21 protein-coding genes are annotated in these 23,022 nt (G+C 63.1%); 10 read left to right on the top strand and 11 right to left on the bottom strand.

Annotated features, from left to right (window positions below; translation table 11 throughout):
- Positions 1–2 precede the first annotated feature (2 nt).
- Positions 3–1,172 carry a mandelate racemase/muconate lactonizing enzyme family protein gene (locus NKI64_RS00565; RefSeq protein WP_023700157.1) on the bottom strand — a complete coding sequence of 390 codons (1,170 nt, stop codon included), beginning with the start codon at positions 1,170–1,172 and terminating at the stop codon, positions 3–5.
- A gap of 9 nt (positions 1,173–1,181) precedes the next feature.
- On the bottom strand, positions 1,182–2,069 hold the full coding sequence (locus tag NKI64_RS00560; RefSeq protein ID WP_023669836.1) for a sugar phosphate isomerase/epimerase family protein: 888 nt from the start codon (positions 2,067–2,069) through the stop codon (positions 1,182–1,184).
- A gap of 399 nt (positions 2,070–2,468) precedes the next feature.
- Here NKI64_RS00560 and NKI64_RS00555 point away from each other — a divergent pair, with 399 nt between their 5' ends.
- From NKI64_RS00555 to NKI64_RS00545, 3 genes are all read left to right on the top strand, one after another.
- Entirely contained in the window at positions 2,469–3,524 is a 1,056-nt protein-coding gene (locus tag NKI64_RS00555; protein WP_023733624.1) for a sugar phosphate isomerase/epimerase family protein, read from the top strand.
- Positions 3,525–3,542: 18 nt separating this feature from the next.
- A complete protein-coding gene (locus NKI64_RS00550) occupies positions 3,543–4,730 on the top strand; it encodes a Gfo/Idh/MocA family protein (RefSeq protein WP_023683012.1) in 1,188 nt (395 codons plus the stop codon).
- Between the two features lie 125 nt (positions 4,731–4,855).
- Complete coding sequence (locus tag NKI64_RS00545; protein WP_023683013.1) at positions 4,856–5,707, top strand: sugar phosphate isomerase/epimerase family protein; 852 nt, start codon at positions 4,856–4,858, stop codon at positions 5,705–5,707.
- A 298-nt stretch (positions 5,708–6,005) separates the two neighbouring features.
- Here NKI64_RS00545 and NKI64_RS00540 read toward each other — a convergent pair whose 3' ends face one another.
- The 7 genes from NKI64_RS00540 to NKI64_RS00510 form a co-directional block, all read right to left on the bottom strand.
- Positions 6,006–7,022, bottom strand: coding sequence for a zinc-binding alcohol dehydrogenase family protein (locus tag NKI64_RS00540; RefSeq protein ID WP_352666161.1), 1,017 nt, complete (start codon positions 7,020–7,022; stop codon positions 6,006–6,008).
- A gap of 70 nt (positions 7,023–7,092) precedes the next feature.
- On the bottom strand, positions 7,093–8,058 hold the full coding sequence (locus NKI64_RS00535) for an ABC transporter permease (RefSeq protein ID WP_023683015.1): 966 nt from the start codon (positions 8,056–8,058) through the stop codon (positions 7,093–7,095).
- Positions 8,059–8,081: 23 nt separating this feature from the next.
- Positions 8,082–9,605: a sugar ABC transporter ATP-binding protein gene (locus NKI64_RS00530; RefSeq protein WP_031201310.1), complete on the bottom strand. Its 1,524-nt coding sequence runs from the start codon at positions 9,603–9,605 to the stop codon at positions 8,082–8,084.
- 146 nt (positions 9,606–9,751) lie between these two features.
- The gene (locus NKI64_RS00525; RefSeq protein ID WP_023728566.1) at positions 9,752–10,744 is read right to left on the bottom strand and encodes an ABC transporter substrate-binding protein; all 993 of its coding nucleotides are present in this window, start codon (positions 10,742–10,744) and stop codon (positions 9,752–9,754) included.
- Between the two features lie 12 nt (positions 10,745–10,756).
- Positions 10,757–10,972: a hypothetical protein gene (locus NKI64_RS00520; RefSeq protein WP_023728565.1), complete on the bottom strand. Its 216-nt coding sequence runs from the start codon at positions 10,970–10,972 to the stop codon at positions 10,757–10,759.
- 73 nt (positions 10,973–11,045) lie between these two features.
- On the bottom strand, positions 11,046–12,044 hold the full coding sequence (locus tag NKI64_RS00515) for an aldo/keto reductase (protein WP_352666159.1): 999 nt from the start codon (positions 12,042–12,044) through the stop codon (positions 11,046–11,048).
- Positions 12,045–12,096: 52 nt separating this feature from the next.
- Positions 12,097–13,602, bottom strand: coding sequence for a UxaA family hydrolase (locus NKI64_RS00510; RefSeq protein ID WP_023683018.1), 1,506 nt, complete (start codon positions 13,600–13,602; stop codon positions 12,097–12,099).
- A gap of 257 nt (positions 13,603–13,859) precedes the next feature.
- On the opposite strand from NKI64_RS00510, the gene NKI64_RS00505 reads away from it, so the two are divergent.
- The 5 genes from NKI64_RS00505 to NKI64_RS00485 all read left to right on the top strand — a co-directional run bounded on the left by NKI64_RS00505 (position 13,860) and on the right by NKI64_RS00485 (position 18,213).
- Positions 13,860–14,762: a GntR family transcriptional regulator gene (locus NKI64_RS00505; RefSeq protein ID WP_023804590.1), complete on the top strand. Its 903-nt coding sequence runs from the start codon at positions 13,860–13,862 to the stop codon at positions 14,760–14,762.
- Positions 14,763–14,976: 214 nt separating this feature from the next.
- Positions 14,977–15,333 (top strand): DUF2946 family protein, encoded by a 357-nt coding sequence (locus tag NKI64_RS00500; protein WP_352666157.1) that lies wholly within the window; start codon positions 14,977–14,979, stop codon positions 15,331–15,333.
- Between the two features lie 104 nt (positions 15,334–15,437).
- Positions 15,438–15,977 carry a copper chaperone PCu(A)C gene (locus NKI64_RS00495; protein WP_352666155.1) on the top strand — a complete coding sequence of 180 codons (540 nt, stop codon included), beginning with the start codon at positions 15,438–15,440 and terminating at the stop codon, positions 15,975–15,977.
- A gap of 38 nt (positions 15,978–16,015) precedes the next feature.
- Positions 16,016–16,534, top strand: a complete 519-nt coding sequence (locus NKI64_RS00490; protein ID WP_023669809.1) for a YcnI family copper-binding membrane protein — start codon at positions 16,016–16,018, stop codon at positions 16,532–16,534.
- A gap of 53 nt (positions 16,535–16,587) precedes the next feature.
- Positions 16,588–18,213 (top strand): copper resistance CopC/CopD family protein, encoded by a 1,626-nt coding sequence (locus NKI64_RS00485; protein ID WP_023815735.1) that lies wholly within the window; start codon positions 16,588–16,590, stop codon positions 18,211–18,213.
- 25 nt (positions 18,214–18,238) lie between these two features.
- Here NKI64_RS00485 and NKI64_RS00480 read toward each other — a convergent pair whose 3' ends face one another.
- Entirely contained in the window at positions 18,239–18,676 is a 438-nt protein-coding gene (locus NKI64_RS00480) for a VOC family protein (RefSeq protein WP_023733615.1), read from the bottom strand.
- Between the two features lie 206 nt (positions 18,677–18,882).
- Between NKI64_RS00480 and gnd the strand changes: the two genes are divergently transcribed.
- Positions 18,883–20,310: an NADP-dependent phosphogluconate dehydrogenase gene (gene gnd / locus NKI64_RS00475; RefSeq protein WP_023747022.1), complete on the top strand. Its 1,428-nt coding sequence runs from the start codon at positions 18,883–18,885 to the stop codon at positions 20,308–20,310.
- Between the two features lie 33 nt (positions 20,311–20,343).
- Here the strand turns inward: gnd and NKI64_RS00470 are convergent, their stop codons facing one another.
- On the bottom strand, positions 20,344–21,387 hold the full coding sequence (locus NKI64_RS00470) for a LacI family transcriptional regulator (RefSeq protein WP_023683027.1): 1,044 nt from the start codon (positions 21,385–21,387) through the stop codon (positions 20,344–20,346).
- A gap of 392 nt (positions 21,388–21,779) precedes the next feature.
- On the opposite strand from NKI64_RS00470, the gene NKI64_RS00465 reads away from it, so the two are divergent.
- Positions 21,780–23,018 (top strand): ABC transporter substrate-binding protein, encoded by a 1,239-nt coding sequence (locus NKI64_RS00465; protein ID WP_023683028.1) that lies wholly within the window; start codon positions 21,780–21,782, stop codon positions 23,016–23,018.
- Positions 23,019–23,022 lie beyond the last annotated feature (4 nt).

Genomic DNA, 23,022 nt, shown 5'->3' with positions numbered 1-23,022 from the left:
CGTCAACCGCGTTGCGCGTGCGCCTCCAGGAACCGCTCCGAAATGGTGAATCCCAGACCCGGCTTTTCAGGGATCGCTATCATACCGTCCCTTGCTTCGACAGTCTCTTCGATAAGATCGTGGATCATGGGGTTGGCGCCGAGCGAATATTCGACGGTAAAACTGGCAGGCGAGGCCGCACAAACATGCAGGCCGGCGAAAAAGCATGGCGCGCCGGCCCACAGATGCGGGGCAAAGCGCAGATTGAAGGCACTGGCGATGGTGCCGATCTTCATCGCCTCGCTGATACCGCCGCAAAAGGCCGGATCCGGCTGGAAGATGTCGGCGGATTTCAGCACCGCGAGATCGCGGAAAGCGTAGCGCGTCGCTTCGCTTTCGCCGGTGGCGATCGGGATCGAGCCCGAGGCGCGCACCTCGGCCATACCAGCCTTGTCGTCGGCGATAACAGGCTCCTCGAACCAGGCGAGGTCGAGATCGCTGGCCAGGCTGATGAAGCGCTTGGCCTCGGCCACCGTATAGGTGCCGTGCGCGTCGACCATCAACTCGACGTCAGGACCGAGCGCCTGCCGTGCGGCGCGGACGCGGGCGGCGGAAATGTGCGGGGCGCCGTCCATGGCGCCGACGCGCATCTTCAGCGCCCTGAAGCCGCCTTTGGCGATGTAGGATTTGAGCTGCTCGCCGATAGCCTCGGCGGCAGCCCAGCCGCCGGAGGCGTAGGCCGGCATGCGGTCGAGCTTGCGGCCGCCGATGAGCCGCCACACCGGCTGTCCCAACGACTTGCCCAGAATATCCCAGAGCGCGATATCGACGGCGCTGATTGCCGCAATGCTCATGCCGCGCCGCGCCAGCTGCGGCATGGCATGGCCGGCGCGCGCGGCACTGTCATGGCGCACGCCGTTGTAGAGCATCTCCCAGATCATGCCGATGTCGGCGGGGTCGCGGCCGATCAGCTGCGGCCCGACCTCGTGATTCAGCATGTAGACCAGCGCACCATAGCTGCCGGCGCTGCCGGCGGCGTTCTTGCCCTCGCCCCAGCCGATCAGCCCGTCGTCAGTCTCAATGCGCAGGATGGCGGCGTCGAACGTCGTCACCTGGCCAAAGTCGCTGCGATGCTGCTTCGCGGCCTCAATCGGCACGCGGACCCACCACGCCTGGACCGTTTTGATGCGCATCCCGATCGGCTACTTGATCAGCGGCAGCAGCGTTTCGGCCGTGATGCGCATCTGGTCGGTGTAGAATTTCTCCGTCAGCACGCTGGAGCCGTGATCCTGGATGAACTTCAGCTGTTCGGGAGAAATGTCGACCGGATTCCGGTCGACCATGTCGGGATAGGGCGCGGCGGGTGTGCGGTCGACGGGCGCGACGAATTCGTTGGTCAGCGCGCCGTCATAGCCGACTTCCTTCAGCGTCTGCACGATCCGTGGCCAATCGATCTGGCCAAGGCCGGCGGCAAAGCGGTTGTTGTCGGCGACGTGGAAGTCGAACAGCCGTTTGCCGACCTGACGGATCGCGTCATGGACGTTAAATTCTTCCATATGGATGTGATAGGCGTCGAGGCAGACGCCGCATTCGGGGCTCACCGCATCGGCCAGGGCCAACGCCTGCGCGCCGCGGTTGAACAAATAGGTCTCGAAGCGGTTGAGCGGCTCGACCGCGATCTTGACGCCGACCTTCTTGGCATGGGTGAAGCATTCGCGGGTGGCGTCGACCACCCACTTCCATTCCTCTTCCTCGGTGCCGTCCGGCACCACTTTGCCGACGGTCGCGGGCACCAGCGTTATGATCTCGCCATCAAGTTCGCTGACCATGGTCAGCACGTCCTTGACGTACTGCACCGAGCGTTCGCGCTGGCCCTGGTCCCTGGCGGCAAGGTTGCGTTCGCCCAGCATCAGCGTCACCGACCCCCAGCAGCGGATGCCGTATTCTTTCAGCAGCGCGCGGGTCTCCTTGGTCTTGTATTGCTCGGGCTCGCCGGAAATCTCGATCGACTCGTAGCCGAATTTCTTGATGCGCTTCAGCGTCACCTCCAACGGTTCCGCGCGCATCCAGTTGTGCGTCGAAAGATGCATGGTCTATCCTTCCCAGAATTCGTCTGTGCCAGTTCGCCTGCGATGCGCCCCACAAGGCGCGTCGCGTGTTTCCTCCCCAAGGCGCTCCAGCGTTTTTGCGCAACTGGTTCGACCAATTGGGCCCTAATGGAGGTCTACAGCAATTTTTGTCGCGCGGCAAGAACCGCCGCCATGCGATATCGGCATCTGTGTACTGTATTGATTATGCTGGTATATATCGCCAAAAATGGAATGCCCTGGCAGCTTTGCGCGTGAGTCAAATGGCTTGACCCATTTCCGGTATTTGGTAATACCAGAATGTCGATACGAGAATGCACATCACAAGAGACCAAAGAGGCTGGCCCTGCTTTCATCAGGCGCTATGCTTGGTCCTTGGAAAAATGAATTGGGAGGATGCCGATGCCGTCGACAATGAAGGGTCCGGGGCTGTTTCTGGCGCAGTTCGCGGGGGATACCGCGCCGTTCAATTCGCTGGCCTCGATCACCAAATGGGCGGCCGGTCTCGGTTACAAGGGCGTGCAGATCCCGACCTGGGATGCACGCCTGTTCGATCTCAAGAAGGCGGCATCTTCCAAGACCTATTGCGACGAGGTGAAAGGCATCTGCGCGGATGCCGGCGTCGAGATCACCGAACTGTCGACGCATCTTCAAGGGCAGCTGGTGGCGGTGCACCCGGCCTATGATGCCCAGTTCGACGGCTTTGCACCGCCTGCGGTGCACAACAACCCCAAGGCCAGGCAGAAATGGGCGGTCGAACAGATGGAGTTCGGCGCCAAGGCCTCGAAGAATCTTGGCCTGAAAACCTCGGTGACGTTTTCCGGCGCTCTGGCCTTCCCGTATCTCTATCCCTGGCCACAGCGGCCGGCCGGGCTGATCGAGGAGGCCTTTGCCGAACTCGGCAAGCGCTGGAAGCCGATCCTGGACGTCTATGACGAGAACGGCGTCGACGTCGGCTATGAGATCCATCCCGGCGAGGACATCTTCGACGGCGCAACCTTCGAGATGTTCCTAGATGCGGTTGGCGGTCACAAGCGCTGCAACATCAACTACGACCCGTCGCATTTCCTTTTGCAGCAGCTCGACTATCTCGAATTCATCGACATCTATCACGAGCGGATAAAGGCCTTCCATGCCAAGGATGCCGAGTTCAATCCGACGGGGCGGCAAGGCGTCTATTCCGGCTATCAGAGCTGGACCAATCGCGCGGGGCGATTCCGTTCGCTTGGCGACGGGCAGGTCGATTTCGGCGGCATCTTCTCCAAGCTTACCCAGTATGGCTACGATTCCTGGGCGGTGCTGGAGTGGGAGTGTTGCCTCAAGCATCCGGAGGACGGCGCGGCCGAAGGCGCGCCCTTCATCCAGCACCACATTATCCGGGTGACGGAAAAGGCCTTTGATGATTTCGCCGGCGGCACCACCGACAAGAAGATGCTGCGCGCCATGATGGGTATTTGACACAAGCAGGAGAAAGACATGGTCGGCGCATCGAAGTCGGAAGCGGGGGGCGGCCCGATCCGCTATGGTATGGTCGGCGGCGGCCAAGGCGCCTTCATCGGCGCGGTGCACCGGATCGCGGCGCGCATGGACAATGACTTCGTGCTGGTGGCCGGCGCCCTGTCGGCCAATCCCGAGCGCGCCAAGGCTTCCGCCGCCGAACTCGGTCTCGACCCGGCGCGCAGCTACGCCTCCTATGCCGAGATGGCCAAGGCCGAGGCCAAGCGCCCGGACGGCATCGAGGCGGTGGCGATCGTCACCCCCAACAATGTGCACGTGCCGGCGGCCAAGGTCTTCCTCGAGGCGGGCATCCACGTCATCTGCGACAAGCCGCTGGCGACGACTTTGGCCGAGGCCAAGAAGCTCGCGGCCGTGGTTGAAAAGACCGGCAAGGTGTTCGTGCTGACGCACAATTACACTGCCTATCCGATGATCCGGCAGGCGCGCGAGATGGTGGCCAAGGGCCAGCTTGGCGACATCCGCATCGTGCAGTCCGAGTACCCGCAGGACTGGCTGACCGAAGATCTTGCCGCCACCGGCCAGAAGCAGGCGGCGTGGCGCTCCGACCCCAAGCAGGCGGGCGCGGGCGGCGCGCTCGGCGACATCGGCACGCACGCCTACAATCTGGCGCGCTTCGTCTCGGGTCTGGAGCTCGATTCCCTGTCGGCCGATCTCGACGCTTTCGTGCCGGGGCGGCTGCTCGACGACAATGTCAATGTCATGCTGCGCTTCAAGCCGGTCGGCAAGGTGCATCCGGCCAAGGGCATGATCTGGGCGAGCCAGGTGGCGCCGGGCCACGAGAACGGGCTGAAGCTGCGCATCTATGGCTCTAAAGGCGGGCTGGAATGGGTGCAGGCCGATCCGAACTATCTCTGGTACACGCCGTTCGGCCAGCCCAAGCAGTTGCTCACCCGCAACGGCGCCGGCGCGCTGCCAGTTGCGGGACGCGTCAGCCGCGTTCCGTCTGGCCATCCGGAAGGCTATCTCGAAGGCTTCGCCAACATCTACCAGGAGGCGGCGCGGGCGATCCGCGCGGCACGCAAGAAGGGCGGCAAGCCGGGCAAGGACGTGGTGTTCCCGACCATCCAGGACGGCGTCGAAGGTATGGCGTTCATCGAGGCCTGCGTTAAGTCATCGAAGAAGAACGGGGCGTGGACGAAACTTTAGGGAGCGCCGGCGCCAAGTCTCTTCTCCCTTCGGGGAGAAGGTGGCCGCGAAGCGGCCGAATGAGGGCGCATGGTGCGAGATGCGAAAGAAACCAGCGCGCGCCGTCAAACGGGGAGGGGCTGTCGATGAAAATCGGCATGTGCATGTTTTTGTGGACGACTTCCGTGTCTAAGAAACACGAGCCGTTGCTGCGCGACATCAAGGCGACCGGCTTCGACGGCGTCGAGATACCGATCTTCTCAGGCACGCCAGAGGACTACAAGAACCTTGGCGATCTGCTCGACCGCATCGGGTTGGAGCGCACGGCTGTTACGGCGATGGGCGACCCGGCGATGAATCTGATTTCGCCGGATGCCGCGACCCGCAAGGCCGGCATCGGCTACATGAAATGGGCGATCGATTGCGCCCAGGCGCTCGGCGCGAGTACGCTGAGCGGGCCGCTGCATTCGACGCTCGGCGCCTTCTCCGGCAGCGGGCCGACCGCTGCCGAGAAGAAGCGCTCGATCGCCTCGCAGCGCGCCATTGGCGATCATGCCGGCAAGCGGAACGTTACCATCGGGTTGGAGGCGCTCAACCGTTTCGAGTGCTATCTGCTGAACACGATGGCCGATCTGTCCGAGCACGTCGATGCCATCGACCGGCCGCACATCAAGGCGATGTACGACACCTTCCACGCCAATATCGAGGAAGCCGACCCGATCGGCGCCTACATGAAGCACCGGCGGAATGTCGTGCACATCCACATTTCGGAGAACGATCGCGGCGTGCCGGGGCGCGGGAACATTCCGTGGAAAGAGACTTTCGCGGCCATCCGCAAGAGCGGCTATGACGACTGGCTGACGATCGAGGCGTTTGGCAGATCGCTGAAGGATCTGGCGGCGGCGACCAAGGTGTGGCGGGATTTTTCCGAGACGCCGGAGGCAGTTTATCGCGAGGGATACAGGCATATCAGGGATGGGTGGAAGCGGGCGGCTTAGCCGCTCACTTCCTCATCCACGGGCGGAGCGGGAGCGCAGCGGACGCGGAGACCCGAGGACCCATGCCGCGACTGTCGCGCGCCGCAGCGGTGCAGGTAGGAGATGCGAATGGACGCCTCTTTTTGCACCGCTGGATTCTAGCGCAGACGTCACCGAATGAAACCTCGGGTCTGCGCCGCGTCGCTTCGCTCCTTGCTCCGCCCGTGGATGAGGAAGCGACGGGCCTTTTCGCAAATCGCCGAGGTATGCGATCTGCCTTAACTCGGCACTTATCGCTCCACCAAATTTTTCGGATGTCTTACCCTACCTCGATCACAGCCTTGATCAACCCCGATTTCTCATGCGCCCAGCGGGCGAGATCATCCGGCGTGCCGGCCAGCGTGGTGCGGTGGGTGACGAGTTTTGCCAGAGGCACGGCGCCGTTGCGGATCGAGGCAGCGACATGGTCGAAATCGACTCTCAGCGCGTTGCGGCTGCCGATCAATGTCATTTCGCGCTTGTGGAATTCCGGATCGGAAAAGACGATGTCGTCCTTGACGACGCTGACCAGCACGAGCGTGCCACCATGCGCGACATGGGCGAAGGCCGACTGCACCGAGGCGGTGTTGCCGGTGGCGTCGAAGACGACGTCGAACCCTTCGCCGCCGGTTGCCTCGCGCACCAGTTCGGCTGCCGCTTTTTGTGAACCGTCGAGCGTGGCGAAGCCGAGTTCGCCTTTTGCAAAATCCAGCCGCTCCGTGCTCATGTCGAGCAGGCTGACATCGAGCCCGGCGATGCGCGCAAACAGCGCTGCGCCAAGGCCGATCGGCCCGGCACCTATGACCAGGGTGCGGGCGCCTGGTTCGGCGCGGGCACGCCGTACGGCATGCGCGCCGATGGCGAGGAATTCCACCGCCGCCGCGTCGGCCAGAGATAGGCCGTTTGACGGATAAAGATTCTGCGCCGGCACCAGGATCTGCTCGGCCATGGCGCCGTCGCGATGCACGCCAAGCACTTCGATCCTGACGCAGCAATTCGGCTTGCCGTGCCGGCAGGCGATGCATTTTCCGCAAGCGAGATAGGGATTGATGATGACGGGCTCGCCCACGGCAAGGTCGACATCTTCGCCGGTCTCGACGACGGTGCCCGACACTTCGTGGCCCATGATGCGGGGATAGGCGAGGAACGGGTGCTTGCCTTCGAAGATGTGGTAGTCGGTGCCGCAGATGCCGACATGGCTGACGGCGACCAGCGCCCAGCCGGCAAGCGGCGCTCCTGGCGCCGGCCGGTCTTCCAGGACAAGCTCGCCGGGCGAGCGGCAGACAACAGCTTTCATTCGGCAATTCCAGTGTTCAAAAAGGCGCCGGTCCGTTGTTAAGCAGGCCGGCGCAGAAGGTCAGGGAGGATTACTTGCCGCGACGGCGCAGGCCGTCGAAATAGACGATGATGATGATCAACGCGCCGGTGATGATGCGCTGCCAGAACGAGTTGACGTTGAGCAGATTGGCGCCGTTGTTGATGGTGGCCAGGATGAAGGCGCCGAGCAGCGGGCCATGCACCGAGCCGACGGCGCCGAACAGCGAAGTGCCGCCGATCACCGATGAGGCGATCGCCTGCAACTCCCAACCTTCCGCCTGGGTCGGGTTGCCGATGCCGATGCGCGCCGCCAGCAGCACGCCGACGAAGGCCGCGCACAGGCCCGACAGCGTATAGGCCATGTAGATGGTGCGCTGGACATTGACGCCCGAGAGGCGCGAGGCCTCGGCATTGGATCCCACAGAGAAGAGATAGCGGCCCCAGCGGCTGTGGTGCAGGAAGATGTAGGCCGGGATGCCGACCAGGATCACCATCCAGAACAGATTGGGGATGCCGACAAAGGAACTGCGCGAGAACGCGGTGAAGCTGTCGCTGTTGATGTTGATCGAGTTGCCGTTGGTCATCAACAGGCCGATGCCGCGCAACGAGGTCAGCGTCGCCAGCGTGATGATGAAGGGCGGCAGGCCCATCTTGACGATGCCGAAGCCATGGAACAGGCCGATGGCAACGCCGACCAGCAGCGTCACCAGAATGGCGACCCAGATCGGGAAGCCGGCATTGATCATCATGGCGACAATGACGGTGGCGAAGCCGACCACGGCGCCGACCGAGAGGTCGATGCCGCCGGTGATGATGACGAAGGTCTGGCCGACCGCCATGATGGCGATCATCGAGCCCTGCCGCAAAAGATTGGCGATGTTGTTGGAGGAGGCGAAGCTCGGCGTCGCCACCGACAGCACGATCCAGAGCAGAACCAGCAACGCCAGAAGCGTCAGCCCGAACAGGACGTTGTAGTTCCGTTTCGGTTTTTCGATCGCTACGGTTTCGATGCTCATGGTTCCTCCCGTTTCTTGTTTTGTCAGCCGATCGCCTGCGTCAGCACGTCTTCGTGGCTAGCGGCGCGAAAGCCATGGCTGGCGACCAGTTTGCCGCGCCGGAACACGTGCAGCGTATCGGCGAGCTCGTAAACCTCGGGCAGATAGGACGAGATCAGGATGATGCCGGCGCCCTTGGACAACAGTTCCCCGAACAGGCGGTAGATCTCGGCCTTGGTGCCGACATCGACGCCGACCGTAGGCTCGTCGAAGATGAACAGCTTAGCGCCGTGCGCCAGCCATTTGCCGATGACGATCTTCTGCTGGTTGCCGCCGGACAGGCTGGAGGCCAGGGCGCCGCGTGTTGGCGTTTTGATGCGGAGGCCGGCGATCTGGCGATCGGCTTCAGCCTTTTCCTTCGTGTTCGAAATCAGCAGGTTGTTGGAGATGCGCTTGTAGATCGGCAGGTTGAGGTTGAGGCCGACCGGCAGGTTCAGGCACAGGCCCTGGTCGCGGCGGCTTTCTGGCGCCAGCGCCATGCCGAGCTTGATCGCGTCGTGCTCGGAATTGATGTGGACCGGCTTGCCTTGCCAAAGGACCTGTCCGGCCGACTTCTTGTGGCGGCCATAGAGCGTGGTGACGAACTCGCTCCGCCCGGCGCCGATCAGGCCATAGAGCCCGACGATCTCGCCGGCGCGCACCGTCATCGAGACGTCTTCGAAACCCTTGCCCGACAGGTTTTTCGCTTCAACGATCACGGCACCGGGGGTGAAATGCTCCTTGTGGTAGACTTGCTCGATCGAGCGGTTGATCATCATCTTGACCAGCTCGGCGTCATTGGTCTCGGCAATGTTACGAGTGCCGACCAGTGTGCCGTCGCGCAGCACCGAGACGCGATCGGCGAGCTCGAACACCTCTTCCATGCGATGGCTGATGTAGATGATGGTGACGCCTTCGCCCTTGAGCCTGCGGATCAGCGTGAACAGCTGGTCGGCTTCCTTGCGGGTGAGATAGGCGGTCGGCTCGTCGAAGATGAGGAATTTGGTGCCGCGCACGGTGGCGCGGGCGGCGGCGATCAGCTGCTGCTGGCCGATGGTGAGGTCACCCAGCATGACATGCGCCGGCAGGTCGAAGCCGAGACCGTCGATGATCTTCTGCGCTTCCTTGACCATGGCGCGCTGCTGCAGGATGCCGAAGCGCGAATTCTCCTCGCCGAGGAACATGTTGGCGGCGACGGTGAGATGGCGACAGAGCACGACCTCCTGATGCACGGCGTTGATGCCCAGCGCCATCGCCTCGTGCGGGGTTGCCAGCGCTGCCGGCTTGCCCTCCCAGATGACATCGCCGGAGGTGCGCGGCATGACGCCGGTCAGAAGCTTGATCAAGGTGGATTTGCCGGCGCCGTTCTCGCCGACGATGGCGTGGATCTCACCTGCCTTGAAGGCAAGGTGAACGGGCTTCAACGCATGCGTGCCGGGATAGCGCTTTTCCAGTCCGTGCAGTTCGAGGATCGTCCTGCCGGGCGCTAGCGTTGGGGCCGGGTGCAGTTCCTGCGCCGTGGGCTTCATGACAATCCTCCCAGGTTGGCCTTACGGTTGGCACGTCGCGATGCAGTCAGCCACATCGCCGAGGTAATTCAAGCCGGTGGATATTCAAGCCGGTATCGAATGTTTCCGAGGCGCGAGGCCCCGGAAACGATTTTTGCCTGACGGGCTCAGAGCTTCGGGTTGAGCAGGGCGTCGATCTTGGGGTCTTTCATGTTTGCCTTGGTCACCAGGTTGGCGCCGGTGTCGACATTGGCCTCGACCTTCTCGCCCTTCGAGGCGGCGAGCGCGGTCTTGATGCCGTCATAGCCCATCCGGTACGGATCCTGGACGACGAGCGCGGAAATGACGCCGTCATTGAGGAACTTGATCAGCTTCTCGTCGCTGTCGAAGCCGACCAGCGCCAGCTTGCCGCCAAGGTTGTTCTCGGCGACAGCCTGACCGACGCCCTGCGCCATGATCAGGTTGGACGCGAAGATGCCCTTGAGGTTCGGGTTGGCGGTGATCAGGTCGGTGGCGATGTTGAGACCGGTCGTTGCCTGGCCGTCGGCATATTTGTCCGCGACGAGCTTGAGCCCCGGATATTTCGCGGCCAGCTGCTCGGTGAAGCCCTGCTTGCGCTGCTCCAGCGAACCGGCGCCCGGCGCGTTGGTGATCAGGGCGACGTCGCCCTCGATCTTGCCGCCATTGGCTTCGCCGATGGCTGCTGCAAGACCGTCAGCGGCGACGCGTCCGCCCTGCACATTGTCGGTGGTCAGGAACGAGGTGAAGGCCTTGGAATCGGCGCCGGAGTCGATGCCGATGACCTTGACCTTGCTGGCTGCTTCATCGATCGGCTTGCCGAGCGCCTTGAATTCGGTCGGCGCGATGACGATCGCGGCCGGGTTGCCGGCGACGGCATTCTCGAGGATCGAAACCTGGCCGTTGACGTCGGTTTCAGCCTGGGCGCCGAGTTCGGGTACGTTGACGCCGAGATCCTTGCCGGCCTTGCGGGCACCGGCCAGGACGATCTGCCAGTAGAAGGATGTGGTGTCCTTGACGATGATCGGAATGGTCACGTCCGCCGCCGAAGCGGGCGCCGTGTGCAGCGTGCCTGCAAGCATCGAGGCGGCAGCAAGTGCCACCAGTGAACGGCGGTTGAGAATGCTGGTCACGAATTTCATTAGGAATCCTCCCTAGATCGCCCGGTGAAGGTTGCGGAAGCTCCATTTGGATAGGCGCGGCCCAAACAGACCTTTATCAATAAAAAACAGTTGCCGCTTTTTGATAGTGCATCGGTCCGGCCGACGCAAGCGGTGTTTCATATCGGCCTGCGCATGGCTTGGCTGAGAAGCCTCCCTGCCGATCCTCAGTGCCACGTCCAGACGCTCCCGATCCTCCTTGATCATCATGGAATATTAATTCCACCGTCGAGTCAATATGGAATATTCATTCCTTCTTGAGAACCGTGATTGTGGCGTTTCGTCAGCCGAGCTCCTGCACGATGGTGTAGGGAGTGTAGCGGGCGAATTCCGCTTGCGGCACCTGGACGTCGAACAGGTCGAGGTTGCGCGTCAGGTTGGCAGGCTTGGCCGTTCCGGTCAGCACGCTGGCCACGACAGGCTCCTGCAGCGGAAACTGCAATGCAGCCGCCGCCAGCGGATATCCGCCCTCATCAGCGATTTTCTCCATCGCGCCGACACGCTCAAGTATGTCCTGCGTCGCCGGCAGATAGTCGAAATGCGCACCGTGCACCGGTCCGGTCGCCAGGATGCCGGAGTTGAAGACGCCGCCGATGATCAGGGAAGTCTGTCGCTCACGGCATAAGGGCAGCAACTCGGCTTCAGCAGAGCGGTCGAGCAGCGAATAGCGGCTGGCCAGCAGGATGCAGTCGAGCGGTGCTTCGCGCAATACGTCGAGGCAGATCTGCACCTCGTTGACGCCGAGCCCATAGGCGGAAATCACACCGGACGTTTTAAGCTCTTCCAGCGCCTTCAAGCCGCCGTCCATCAGCTGGCGAAAGTGCAGCTTCGTCTTCTCGACGCCATGTGTGTAGGTGCCGATGTCGTGCACAAACAGGATGTCTATCCGGTTCAGCCCGAGCCGGGCATAGGAGAACTCGACCGAGCGCATGATGCCGTCATAGGAGTAGTCGTAGTCGAGCGCGAAGGGCAGCGGGTCGACATAGGAATGATCGGGAACCTGGTCTTCCGGCACCGGGCGGAACAGCCGTCCGACCTTGGTCGACAGCACATAGGAATCCCGCGGCTTGTAGCGCAGGAAATCGCCGGTCCGCCGCTCCGACAGGCCGAAGCCATAGAAGGGCGCGGTGTCGAAATAGCGCAGGCCGGCATCCCAGGCTGTCTGCAGCGTCTCCATCGCCGCTTCGCGCGGACAGGCCCGGTAGAGCCCGCCGATCGCCGCTCCGCCGAAGCCTATCTCAGTGACCTCGAGCGGAGTCGTGCCGATGCGGCGTTTGTCCATCCAAAGCCTCCCCTTGTGGGCAGTCGTTGCAGCCCGCTTTTTTCGTCGGTGGTTAGAGCGTCGCGCCGAGGTGCCACGGCACGAACTCGTTGTCGCCGTAGCCGAACGCCTCGCTCTTGGTCTTGCGGCCCGATGCCGTCTCGACGATGAGTTCGAAGAGTTCCCGGCCCATGCCGGCGATGGTCTTCTCACCCGAAGCGATGACACCGCAATTGACGTCCATGTCCTCTTCCATCTGGTGGTACATGGTCGAGTTGGTGGCGACCTTGATCGACGGCGTCGGCCGGCAGCCGAAGCAGGAGCCGCGGCCGGTGGTGAAGACGATGATGTTGGCGCCGCCCGCCACCTGACCGGTCGCCGAGACCGGGTCGTAACCGGGCGTGTCCATGAACACCAGGCCACTGCCGGTGACCTTTTCGGCATAACCGAAGACGCCGTTGAGCGGAGTCTGGCCGCCCTTGGCGACGGCGCCCAGCGACTTTTCCAGAATGGTGGTCAGGCCGCCGCGTTTGTTGCCGGGCGAGGGGTTGTTGTCGATCGAAGCGCCGTGCTTGGCGACGTGGTCTTCCCACCATTTGACGAAACCGTCGAGTTTCTTGGCGATCTCCGGCGTTGCCGCGCGATAGGCGAGCAGATGTTCGGCGCCATAGATCTCCGTCGTCTCCGACAGGATTCCGATGCCGCCGACGCCGGCCAGGATGTCGACCGCTGCTCCCAGCGCGGGATTGGCGGTGATGCCCGACATGCCGTCGGAACCGCCGCATTGCAGGCCAACGACGATCTCCGAGACGGGGATCGGCTCGCGCTGATACTGGCCGACTTCCTCGGCGATTTCGGCGAGCACGCCCATCGCCTTTTCGACCGATTTGCGCGAACCGCCGGCGTCCTGGATGTTGAAATGGCGTTTTCCCGCCGCCGCACCCTTCTGGCCGTAAAGGGTGAGCTGGTTGACCTCGCAGCCGAGGCCGACCATCAGCGCGCCACCGAAATTCGGGTGGCGGGTGTAGCCGGCGAGCGTGCGGTGCAGCACCATCATGCCGTCGCCGGTGCCGCTCATGCCGCAGCCCTGGCCATGGACGATCGGGACGAAGCCGTCGATCCCCGGATATTTCGGCAACAGCACGCGGTTGGCCTCGTCGGCAATGGCGTGGCAGACGGTGGCCGAGCAATTGACGCTGGCGATGATGCCGATGAAGTTGCGCGTGCCGGCACGGCCATCGGCGCGACGATAGCCCATGAATGTCCGGGCGCGGTCAGCTTCGGTGGCGTGCTCGGCCTCGCTCGGCGGCACCACCGGCAGGCGGCCGGATTCAAAAACCAGATTGTGCGAATGGACGTGGTCGCCGGGCGCGATGTCCTGGGTGGCGCGGCCGATGGCCTGGGCATACTTGACCACCGCCTCGCCGGCGGCGATAGGCTTGATCGCCACCTTGTGGCCGGGCTCGATCAAGGCCGTGGCGACGGCGCCGCCGGGCAGAGGGGTGCCGATCTCGATGCGGCCATTGGCGACCGCGACATTGTCGGCGGGGGACAGAAGAATGCTGTTCGAGGCGTTCACGGGCAGTTTCCTGGGTCTGTTCCTGGGGATGCGCGGATTGACACGCGTCTGTTTACATATAATGTCTTTTATCGTGAAAAAACATTTGTGCGTCAATTGTTTTTTCAGGAGGAGACCATGCGTCCGACGGATGCTTGGCTTGTGGGGAGCGGCGTCTGACACGCAGAGCGTTTTGCTTTGCCGGGTCAGCGCCAGGACATATGTGATATCGCGCTTCAAGCCAGCCACAGCAAGCGCCGGCGCGCAACGGGGCAGGGATGTCGAAGAGCAACAACGTCTACAAGGACGCTTACAACAGGGGTCTGCGGCTGCTCGATGAGACGCTGAGCCTGCCGTCGGAGCCGGAACTGGGCACTTTGCTCGGCGTCAGCCGGACCACCGTGCGCACCATTCTGGCGCGCATGGAAGAGACCGGGCTGATCGCGTGGAACAAACGCAGCAAGACAGTGCTCAGGGCGCCGAAGCCGGATGATTTCTTCCCCGAGGAGGAGACAGACACACTGGCCCAGATCATCGAGCGGTCGTTTATGCGCAGGTTGCTGGCCGGCGGTGCAGAGGCCGGCATGCAGATCAACGAGCTCGAACTGGCGCGCGAGATCGGCGTCGGCACCACCAGCGTGCGCGAGTTCCTGATCCGCTTCTCCCGCTTCGGCCTGATCGAGAAGCGGCGCAACAGCCACTGGGTGCTGAAAGGATTTACCCGTGCCTTTGCGCTCGAACTCACTGAAATCCGCGAAATGTTCGAGATACGCTCGGCGGCGGCCTTTGCCGCCTTGCCTGGGGATAGTCCGGTCTGGGCGGATCTCGACCGGCTGGAAGACGAGCACCGGCTTCTGGCCAGCGAAATCGCCATCCGCTTCAACGAATTCTCGGAGCTCGACGAGCGCTTCCACCGGCTGATCCACCGGGCGTCGCACAACCGCTTCATCGTCGATTTCTACGACGTCATCGCCATGATCTTTCACTACCACTACCAGTGGAACAAGGCGCAGGAGCGCGAGCGCAACGAAGTCGCGGTAAGCGAGCATCTCGCCTACATCGCGGCGCTCAAATCGCGCGATCTCGGCAAGGTCGACGCCGCCTGCCGCAAGCATCTGAAGTCCGCACGCCACACGCTGTTGACGTCGATTCCGGAAATCGGCGGCCGCCCGGCTTCCTGAGCGCGACGTCCGAAGGGACGTTATGCGCACAAGATCTTTGCCTATGCATGTCGTTATCCCAAACCGCTGCGCACTTTTGTGCGACATGGATCGAACGCGCCGCGTTGCCGCAGCGATGATTTGGCGATTTTCCGCCGACATGCCGCGTGCTAGATATCCACGCGTTGCTGCGTGAAGAGGCAGGTCTTTGGACTTCCGGCGTAAGAGATGGAGCATGACGGCCGCCTTTGTCGCGGCCTGTGTGCTGCTGCTCCAGTCGACGATCGGCGTGTTTGCCTTCGGCATTGCGCCGGATGCCTCGCAACTCGACGCTTTCGGCAATGTCATCTGCAGCCATGAGGGAGCGGTCAAGCTTCCCGGCGGCGATCCGCACCAGCAGCATATGCCGGCGTGCTGCATGCTCGGCTGCAGCATGGCCTCCGTCGCCTATGCGCCGCCGGCAGGCGTCGGCCTGGCGCCGGTCAGCCAGTCCTTGGAAACAGTCGCTTTTGCCCCGCCGGCAGTCAGGCATCCCGACGTCACGCGCGAGCGCTCTCCGGCCAATCCGCGCGCGCCGCCGCTTGCGGGCTGAAAACCGCCGCTCGCTTTGCGTAACCTGCGCAGGCGATAATCATCCAATGACAAACACGTTCGCAGCCCGACAACGGCGCGACCTCATATTCATGGAGCCTACCCATGTCCCGTTTTCGTCATGCCGGCGCGTTGCGCCGCAGCACCCGTTTATTCAGCACTATCGAGCAGCGTCTCGGCAGCGCCCTGTTCGCCTTTGCACTGTTGTTCGTCGGCTCCCATTCCGTCCTTGCGCATGAATTCAAGGCCGGTGACATCGAGATCGAGCATCCCTGGTCGCGCGCCACGCCGGCCGGCGCCAAGGTTGCCGGCGGCTATTTCACCATCGTCAACAAGGGCAGCGCGCCGGACCGGCTGCTGTCGATTTCCTCCGACATTTCGGGCAAGGCCGAACTGCATGAAATGGGGGTGAAGGATGGCGTCATGGCCATGCGCCCGGTCAGTGGCGCCCTGGACATTCCGGCGGGCGGCAAGATCACGCTGGGTCCTGGCGCCTACCACGTGATGTTCATGGATTTGAAGCAGCCGCCTAAAGAAGGCCAGATGTTTGCCGCCACGCTGACTTTCGAGAAGGCCGGAACCGTGACCGTCGAGTTTGCCGTGCAAGCCATAGGCAGCGCGCCACCCCTCGAAGACAACGACTGACCAATCAATTTGCCACCGATTTTTCGAGAGGGACCATCATGAACAAGTATCTTTTGCCGGCCGCTGCATTCCTTGTCCTGGGGACAAGCGCTGCCTTCGGCCATATCACGCTCGAAACCCAGGAAGCGCCGGTCGGTTCGACCTACAAGGCCGTGCTGCGGGTGCCGCATGGCTGCGACGGCAAGGCGACGATTGCCGTGCGCGTGCAGATCCCGGAAGGGGTGATCGGAGTGAAGCCGATGCCGAAGCCGGGCTGGACGCTGCAGGTCAAGAAAGGCAAGTACGAGAAATCCTACCAGCTCTATGGCGAGGCGGTGACCTCGGGCGTCAAGGAAGTCGACTGGAGCGGCGGCAGCCTGCCGGATGAATTTTATGACGAGTTCGTCTTCCGCGGCACGTTGGCCGCCGATCTGCCGGCCGGGCAAAAACTCTATTTTCCGGTGGTGCAGGAATGCGATGGCGCCACCACGCGTTGGATAGAGATTCCGGCGGCTGGTCAGGATGAGGATGCGCTGGAAGATCCGGCGCCCGGCCTCAACCTGCTGCCCAAGAAATGATGCATTGGCGGCGCGCTGCTTCGAAGCGGCGCGCCGCTGTTTTGGTGGATGGCATGAACGTGGCCTGTTTTCAGCGGATAGAACGGACAGCCGGCAGGTGCTTCGGCCTGCTGGCCGCGATCCTGCTGCTTGCCGTCCTTGCCACGCCAAACCAGGCCTTTGCCCATGCGGCGCTGATCAAGGCCGAGCCTGCCGACGGCGCGGTTCTGGAGCGAGCGCCGACGCAATTTTCGCTGACCTTCAGCGAGCCTGTGTCGCCGCTGGTGCTGACCTTGGTGCGGCCCGACGGTACGCCTGTCGCTTTGACCTCGTTTCGGTTGAGCGACCAAACGGTTGAGATCGACAATCCACAAAAGCTCGGGCCGGGCACCCATGTCTTGAGCTGGCGGGTGATTTCCGCCGATGGCCATCCGGTCGGCGGCTCGGTGCTGTTTTCCGTTGGCGCGCCAAGTGCGGCGCCGGCGGTGGGGGAAGCTGTCGATATAGATTTGCGGTCAGCGATCTGGACCGGCAAGGTTCTTCTCTACATCGGGCTTTTCCTCGGCATTGGCGGCGCCTTCGCGCTGACATGGCTGGCGCAAGGCCAGCGCTCAGGCCAGCGCTTCGTCATTGCCGCCATCCTGTGCGGGCTGGTCGCAGCACCCCTGTCGCTCGGGTTCCAGGGGCTGGACGCGCTGGGCGCGCCACTCGCCCGGCTGGCGCAACCGGTGGTCTGGCGGACGGCGCTTGGCACCAGCTTCGGCTGGACGGTGCTGATTTCGCTGGCGGCGCTCGGGCTTGGCCTGCTGTCGTTGGTCGGATCGCGTGCTGGCGCCAGGCCGTTGGCGCTCGCCGGGCTGGCCGGTGTGGGTGCAGCCCTTGCCGCCAGCGGCCATGCCAGTGCAGCCGAACCGCAATGGCTGACGCGGCCTATGGTGTTCCTGCATGGCGCCGGCATCGCTTTCTGGGCTGGAGCATTGCTGCCGCTCGGCCTGGCGTTGAGCAGCCAATCGGTGGAAACCGGGGCGTTCCTGCGGCGGTTTTCGCGCGCGATCATGCCCGTGGTGGTAGTGCTTGCCGCCGCCGGTGTGGTGCTCGCCATCATCCAGGTGCAGACACCGGCGGCACTGGTCAACACCGCCTATGGCCGGCTGCTGCTGATCAAGCTGGCGCTGCTGGTGTTTCTGTTCACGCTGGCGGCGGTCAATCGATGGCGGCTCACCGCCTTGGCCGAGGCCGGAGCGACGGAAGTGCGGCGACGGCTTAGCCGCTCGATCTCAGTCGAAATGCTGATCGTGCTCCTGATCTTCGGCGTTGCCGCCGGCTGGCGCTTCACGCCGCCGCCACGGGCCCTGGCAATCGCCGCGGCACAACCGACGTCGACCCATATCCACACTATGAAGGCGATGGCCGACATCGACATCACGCCCGGCCATACCGGGGAGGTCACCGCCTCCATCGTCATCATGGATGGCGATTTCGGCCCGCTCGACGCCAAGGAAGTGACGCTGGTGCTGTCCAAGCCCGATTCGGGGATCGAGCCGATCAAGCGTCCGGCGACCAAGCCAGGCGACGGCACCTGGCGGGTCGATAATCTCGTCATTCCGATTCCAGGCCGCTGGACGGCGCGGCTCGATATTCTGGTTTCGGATTTCGAAGTGATAAAGATCGAAGCGCCGATCGATATCCGCGCCGAGTGATATTCAGCCCGCCCGCGAAGGACGCTCAGCCGAGTTCCTGGGCTAACCCGATGAGATGCCCTTCCGGCCCGCGGATGTAGCAGAGCCGATACACGTCCTCGTAACGGACGACTTCACCGACCAGCTGCGCGCCACGCTTGCGGAGCCTTTCAAGCGTGTCGTCGATGTCGTCCACGGTAAACATGACGCGCAGGTAGCCCAAGGCATTGACCGGGGCGTTGCGGTGATCGGCAACGACAGGCGGCGTGAGGAAGCGGGAGAGCTCGAGCCGGCTATGACCGTCCGGTGTGCGCATCATGGCAATCTCGACGTGCTGATCGCCGAGCCCGGTGACACGTCCGGCCCACTCGCCTTCGATCGTCGCCCGCCCTTCCAGTTCGAGGCCGAGCTCGCGAAAGAAAGCAACTGTCTCGTCGAGGTCCTCGACGACGATTCCGACATTGTCCATCCGTTTGACTGCCATATGTCCAACCTATCGCCATATGTTCGATCGGCAAGGCGTCGCCTGGTCACCAACTGACCCTTCCTGACTCGGTCTGACACAACGCAGACGCAACACAATTCGGCGAGGCGGTTGACGTGGCGCGAAAGGCCCGTCAATCATCTCGCCGAAAAGTGGGCATCCCGAAAAACGCGGCCTCAACAAAATCCGAAAGCAGGGAAGAAACGATGGAAAAAGCCGAAATAGGCCTGATCGGCCTTGGCACAATGGGCTCCAACCTCGCGCTCAACATTGCCGAGCACGGGCACCGCATCGCCGTCTTCAACCGCACCAAGGCGCGCACCGATGCCTTCCTCGAAGGCGCCGGTTCGCTCAGGGACATGGTGGTGCCCTGCTACAGCCTGGAGGAACTGGCAGCTGCGATCAAGCCGCCACGCCCGGTCATCATCATGGTGCTGGCCGGCAAGCCGGTCGACGAACAGATCGAAGCGCTGCGCGGCGTGTTGTCTGACAACGATATCGTCATCGATGCCGGCAACGCCAATTTCCGCGATACGATGCGGCGCTTTTCGGAACTGTCGGGCTCAGGTCTCACCTTCATCGGCATGGGCGTATCCGGCGGCGAGGAAGGCGCGCGCCATGGACCGTCGATCATGGTCGGCGGCACCGAAGACTCCTGGAAGCGCGTCGAACGCGTGCTGACCGCGATCTCGGCCAAGTTCAAGGATGAACCGTGTGCTGCCTGGCTCGGCACAGACGGCGCCGGGCATTTCGTGAAAACCATCCACAACGGCATCGAATATGCCGACATGCAGATGATCGCCGAGATCTACGGTATCCTGCGTGACGGTCTCGGCATGGGGCCGAAGGAGATCGGCAAGGTCTTCGAGGGCTGGAACAAGGGCCGGCTCGATTCGTATCTGATCGAGATCACCGCCAAGGTGCTGGCCGCTGACGATGCAAAGACCGGCAAGCCGGTGGTCGACATCATCCTCGACCGTGCCGGCCAGAAGGGCACCGGCAAATGGTCTGTCATCGAGGCGCAGCAGCTCGGCATTCCGGCGACGGCCATCGAGGCGGCGGTGGCGGCCCGCGTGCTGTCCTCGATCAAGGATGAGCGGCAGGCGGCCGAAAAAGCCTATGGCAATATCGGCGTCATCAAGATCTCCGGCGACAAGGCGGCACTTCTGAAAGACCTGGAGCTGGCGCTGCTCGCCGGCAAGATCGCCGCCTATGCACAAGGTTTCGCGGTGATGAGCGCCGCCTCGAAGGAGTTCAACTGGAACTTGCCGATGCCGACCATCGCCAAGATCTGGCGTGCCGGCTGTATCATCCGCTCGCAGATGCTCGACACCATGGCGGAAGCCTTCGGCTCGGGCGGCGCGTCCACCAACCTTTTGATGGCGCCGGCTTTCACCACCATGATGCAGGAGGCGCATCCGTCGCTCCGGCGCATCGTCGCAAGAGCGTCGGAGGCCGGTTCGCCCGTGCCGGCGCTGGCGTCGGCGCTTGCCTATTTCGACAGCTACCGCCAGGGCCGCGGCACCTCGAACCTGATCCAGGCGCAGCGCGATTTCTTCGGCGCGCATGGTTTCGAGCGCATCGGCGAGCAGGGGGCTTTCCATGGCCCATGGGGCAGCGGCGCTGCCGGCTAGGGTCAGGTGAGGCGGCCTCTCAGGTCGTGCCAGTCAGCCCTGATACGCGACGACGTCGCCTGGCTTGACCACAGTCTGCAAAGAGCCAGGTGCCGCGCCGCCTATCCAGCCCAGCACGGCGCGGGCAAGCTCGGTGCCGGCGAGGCGGAAGTCTTCGTTGACGATCAGCAACTCCCGGCGGAACAGATGCAGCAGTTCCGACGATTGCTTGGACACGACATCGACGTCGCGGCCGAGTTTCAGGCCGGCATCCTCGATGCCGGCGACGATGGCCAGCGTTGCTGCGGCGGCGCTGCTGACGAAACCGTCCGGCCTGACGTCGCGGCGCATCAACTGCGCGGTCCGCGTCCTGATCTGATCGATCGACTGGTCGATCGAAACAGCGTTGAACGGCACTTCGCTGGCGTCGACCTCGCTCAGTGCGTCGGCAAAGCCATTGACCGTGTGGTCGTAATAGGTGAGCCCGACCGGCGGCGCTACCAGCGCCAGCCGGCGCCGGCCGACGCTGGCCAGATGGCGCACCGCTTCGGCGGCGAAGGCGTAATTGTCGAAGTCGTGATAGGGGTGGACAAGCCCCATATCGGTGCGGCCATGCGTGGCAAAGGGTATGCCACGCTCCAGCATGTAGCGGGCGCGCGGATCGTTGGGCTGCGTGCGTGAGATGATGACGCCATCGGCCGAGCCGGACTCGACCAGATACTTTACCGGGTCCAGCGGATCCTGCGAGCGCGAGTAGGGCGTGACGATCAGGTGATAGGGCGTGTCGGCAATGACCTCCGAGACGCCGTAGATGATGTCCGAGACAAAGCTCATGATCTCGCGCTCGGTATTGAGCACGAGGCTGATAACATTGGTCTTGCCAGTCCGCAGGCGCACGCCGGCGCGGTTCGGCCGGTAGCCGATCTGCCTGGCGACGAGTTGAACCCGCCGCCTGGTCTCGGCGCCGATCTCGGGTGCATCCTTGAGTGCGCGCGAGACGGTGGTGACGCCGAGCCCGGTCATGAAGGCAAGCGTTTTCAGCGTCGGCCGCTCATGCGCCGACGCCTCGTCGTCCTTCTCCGTCTGGTCCCTGTCCATTCGTCCCGCCCCGTCAGGCGCATAGCAGCCGCCGGACCAGCCGACAATCGCTTCGATGACGATGTGGCACGGTTCTTCGCCGTCAGGCCTCAATATACTGAAACGTTGCAGATTTCCAACATCGCAGCGCGTGGGTCTCTCAAGCCATGGTTTTGGCAGGGTTTTGGCGGCCAGAAACGTTGCGCGAGAATCAGGTTCGAGACGGTTTTCTTGCGCTGCAGCATGATTTTGCAGCGCAGCACCCGGTTTTGCGCGGAGTTTGCCGGTTTGCACGCAACGAATTTGTTCGCGCCTCGAAAAAACATTCGAGCGCGTTTATCTCAGGGGTTGCACGCTCCGCATAATTGCCGTATCGAAAATCTGTAACGTTTCAGATTCTGGGAGGAACCGAAATGCGCTATAGACTTTTGACCGCTGCCCTTGCCGCGACGGCCGCGCTTCAGCTTGCCGGCCCGGCGGCCGCCACCGACCTGGAAGTGACCCATTGGTGGACGTCGGGCGGCGAGGCGGCGGCGGTTGCGGAATTCGCGAAGGCTTTTGACGCGACCGGCAATCACTGGGTCGACGGCGCCATTGCCGGATCCGGCGGCACGGCACGGCCGATCATGATCAGCCGCATCACCGGCGGCGATCCGATGGGCGCCACCCAGTTCAATCACGGCCGGCAGGCCGAAGAACTGGTGCAGGCCGGCCTGATGCGCGACCTCACCGATGTCGCCACCAAGGGCAAGTGGACGGAAATCGTGCGGCCGAAGAGCCTGCTCGACAGTTGCACCATAGACGGCAAGATCTACTGCGTGCCGGTCAATATCCACTCCTGGCAGTGGTTGTGGCTGTCGAACGAAGCCTTCGAGAAGGCCGGCGTGCCGCTGCCGAAGGACTGGAATGAATTCGTGGCGGCAGCGCCCGCCCTGGAAAAGGCGGGCATCATCCCGCTCGCTGTCGGCGGACAGGCCTGGCAATCTTCCGGCGCCTTCGACGTGCTGCTGGCGGCGGTCGGCGGCACCGACGCGTTCCTTAAGGTCTACAAGGACAAGGATGCCAAGTTCGCCGCCGGGCCCGAGATCGCCAAGGTCTTCAAGGCCGCCGACGATGCCCGCAAGATGGCGAAGAACACCAATGTGCAGGACTGGAACCAGGCAACCAATCTCGTCATCACCGGCAAGGCCGGCGGCCAGATCATGGGTGACTGGGCGCAAGGCGAGTTCCAGGTTGCCGGCAAGGTCGCCGGCAAGGACTATGCCTGCCTGCCGGGCCTCGGTCTGAACGAAGTGATCGCCACCGGCGGCGACGCCTTCTATTTCCCGCTGCTCAAGGATGCCGACAAGTCCAAGGCGCAGGAGGTGTTGGCAGAGACGCTGCTCGACCCTAAGACTCAGGTCGCCTTCAATCTCAAGAAGGGCTCGCTGCCGGTGCGCGGTGACGTCGATCTCAATGCGGCGAACGACTGCATGAAGAAGGGTCTGGCGATCCTCGCCAAGGGCGCCGTCATCCCGTGGACTGACCAACTGCTTTCGCAGGACACCCAGAAGCAGAAGGAAGATCTCTTCGCCGAATTCTTCGCCAAGCCGGACCTGACCATCGAAGACGCGCAGAAACGCTTCGCCGACCTCATCGCTTCGGCAGACTGACGTT

Source organism: Mesorhizobium sp. M0478 (assembly GCF_040321305.1).
GTDB lineage: Bacteria > Pseudomonadota > Alphaproteobacteria > Rhizobiales > Rhizobiaceae > Mesorhizobium.
Note: the sequence above shows the minus strand (reverse complement) of the source record. Positions and strands in the feature narration are given on the sequence as shown.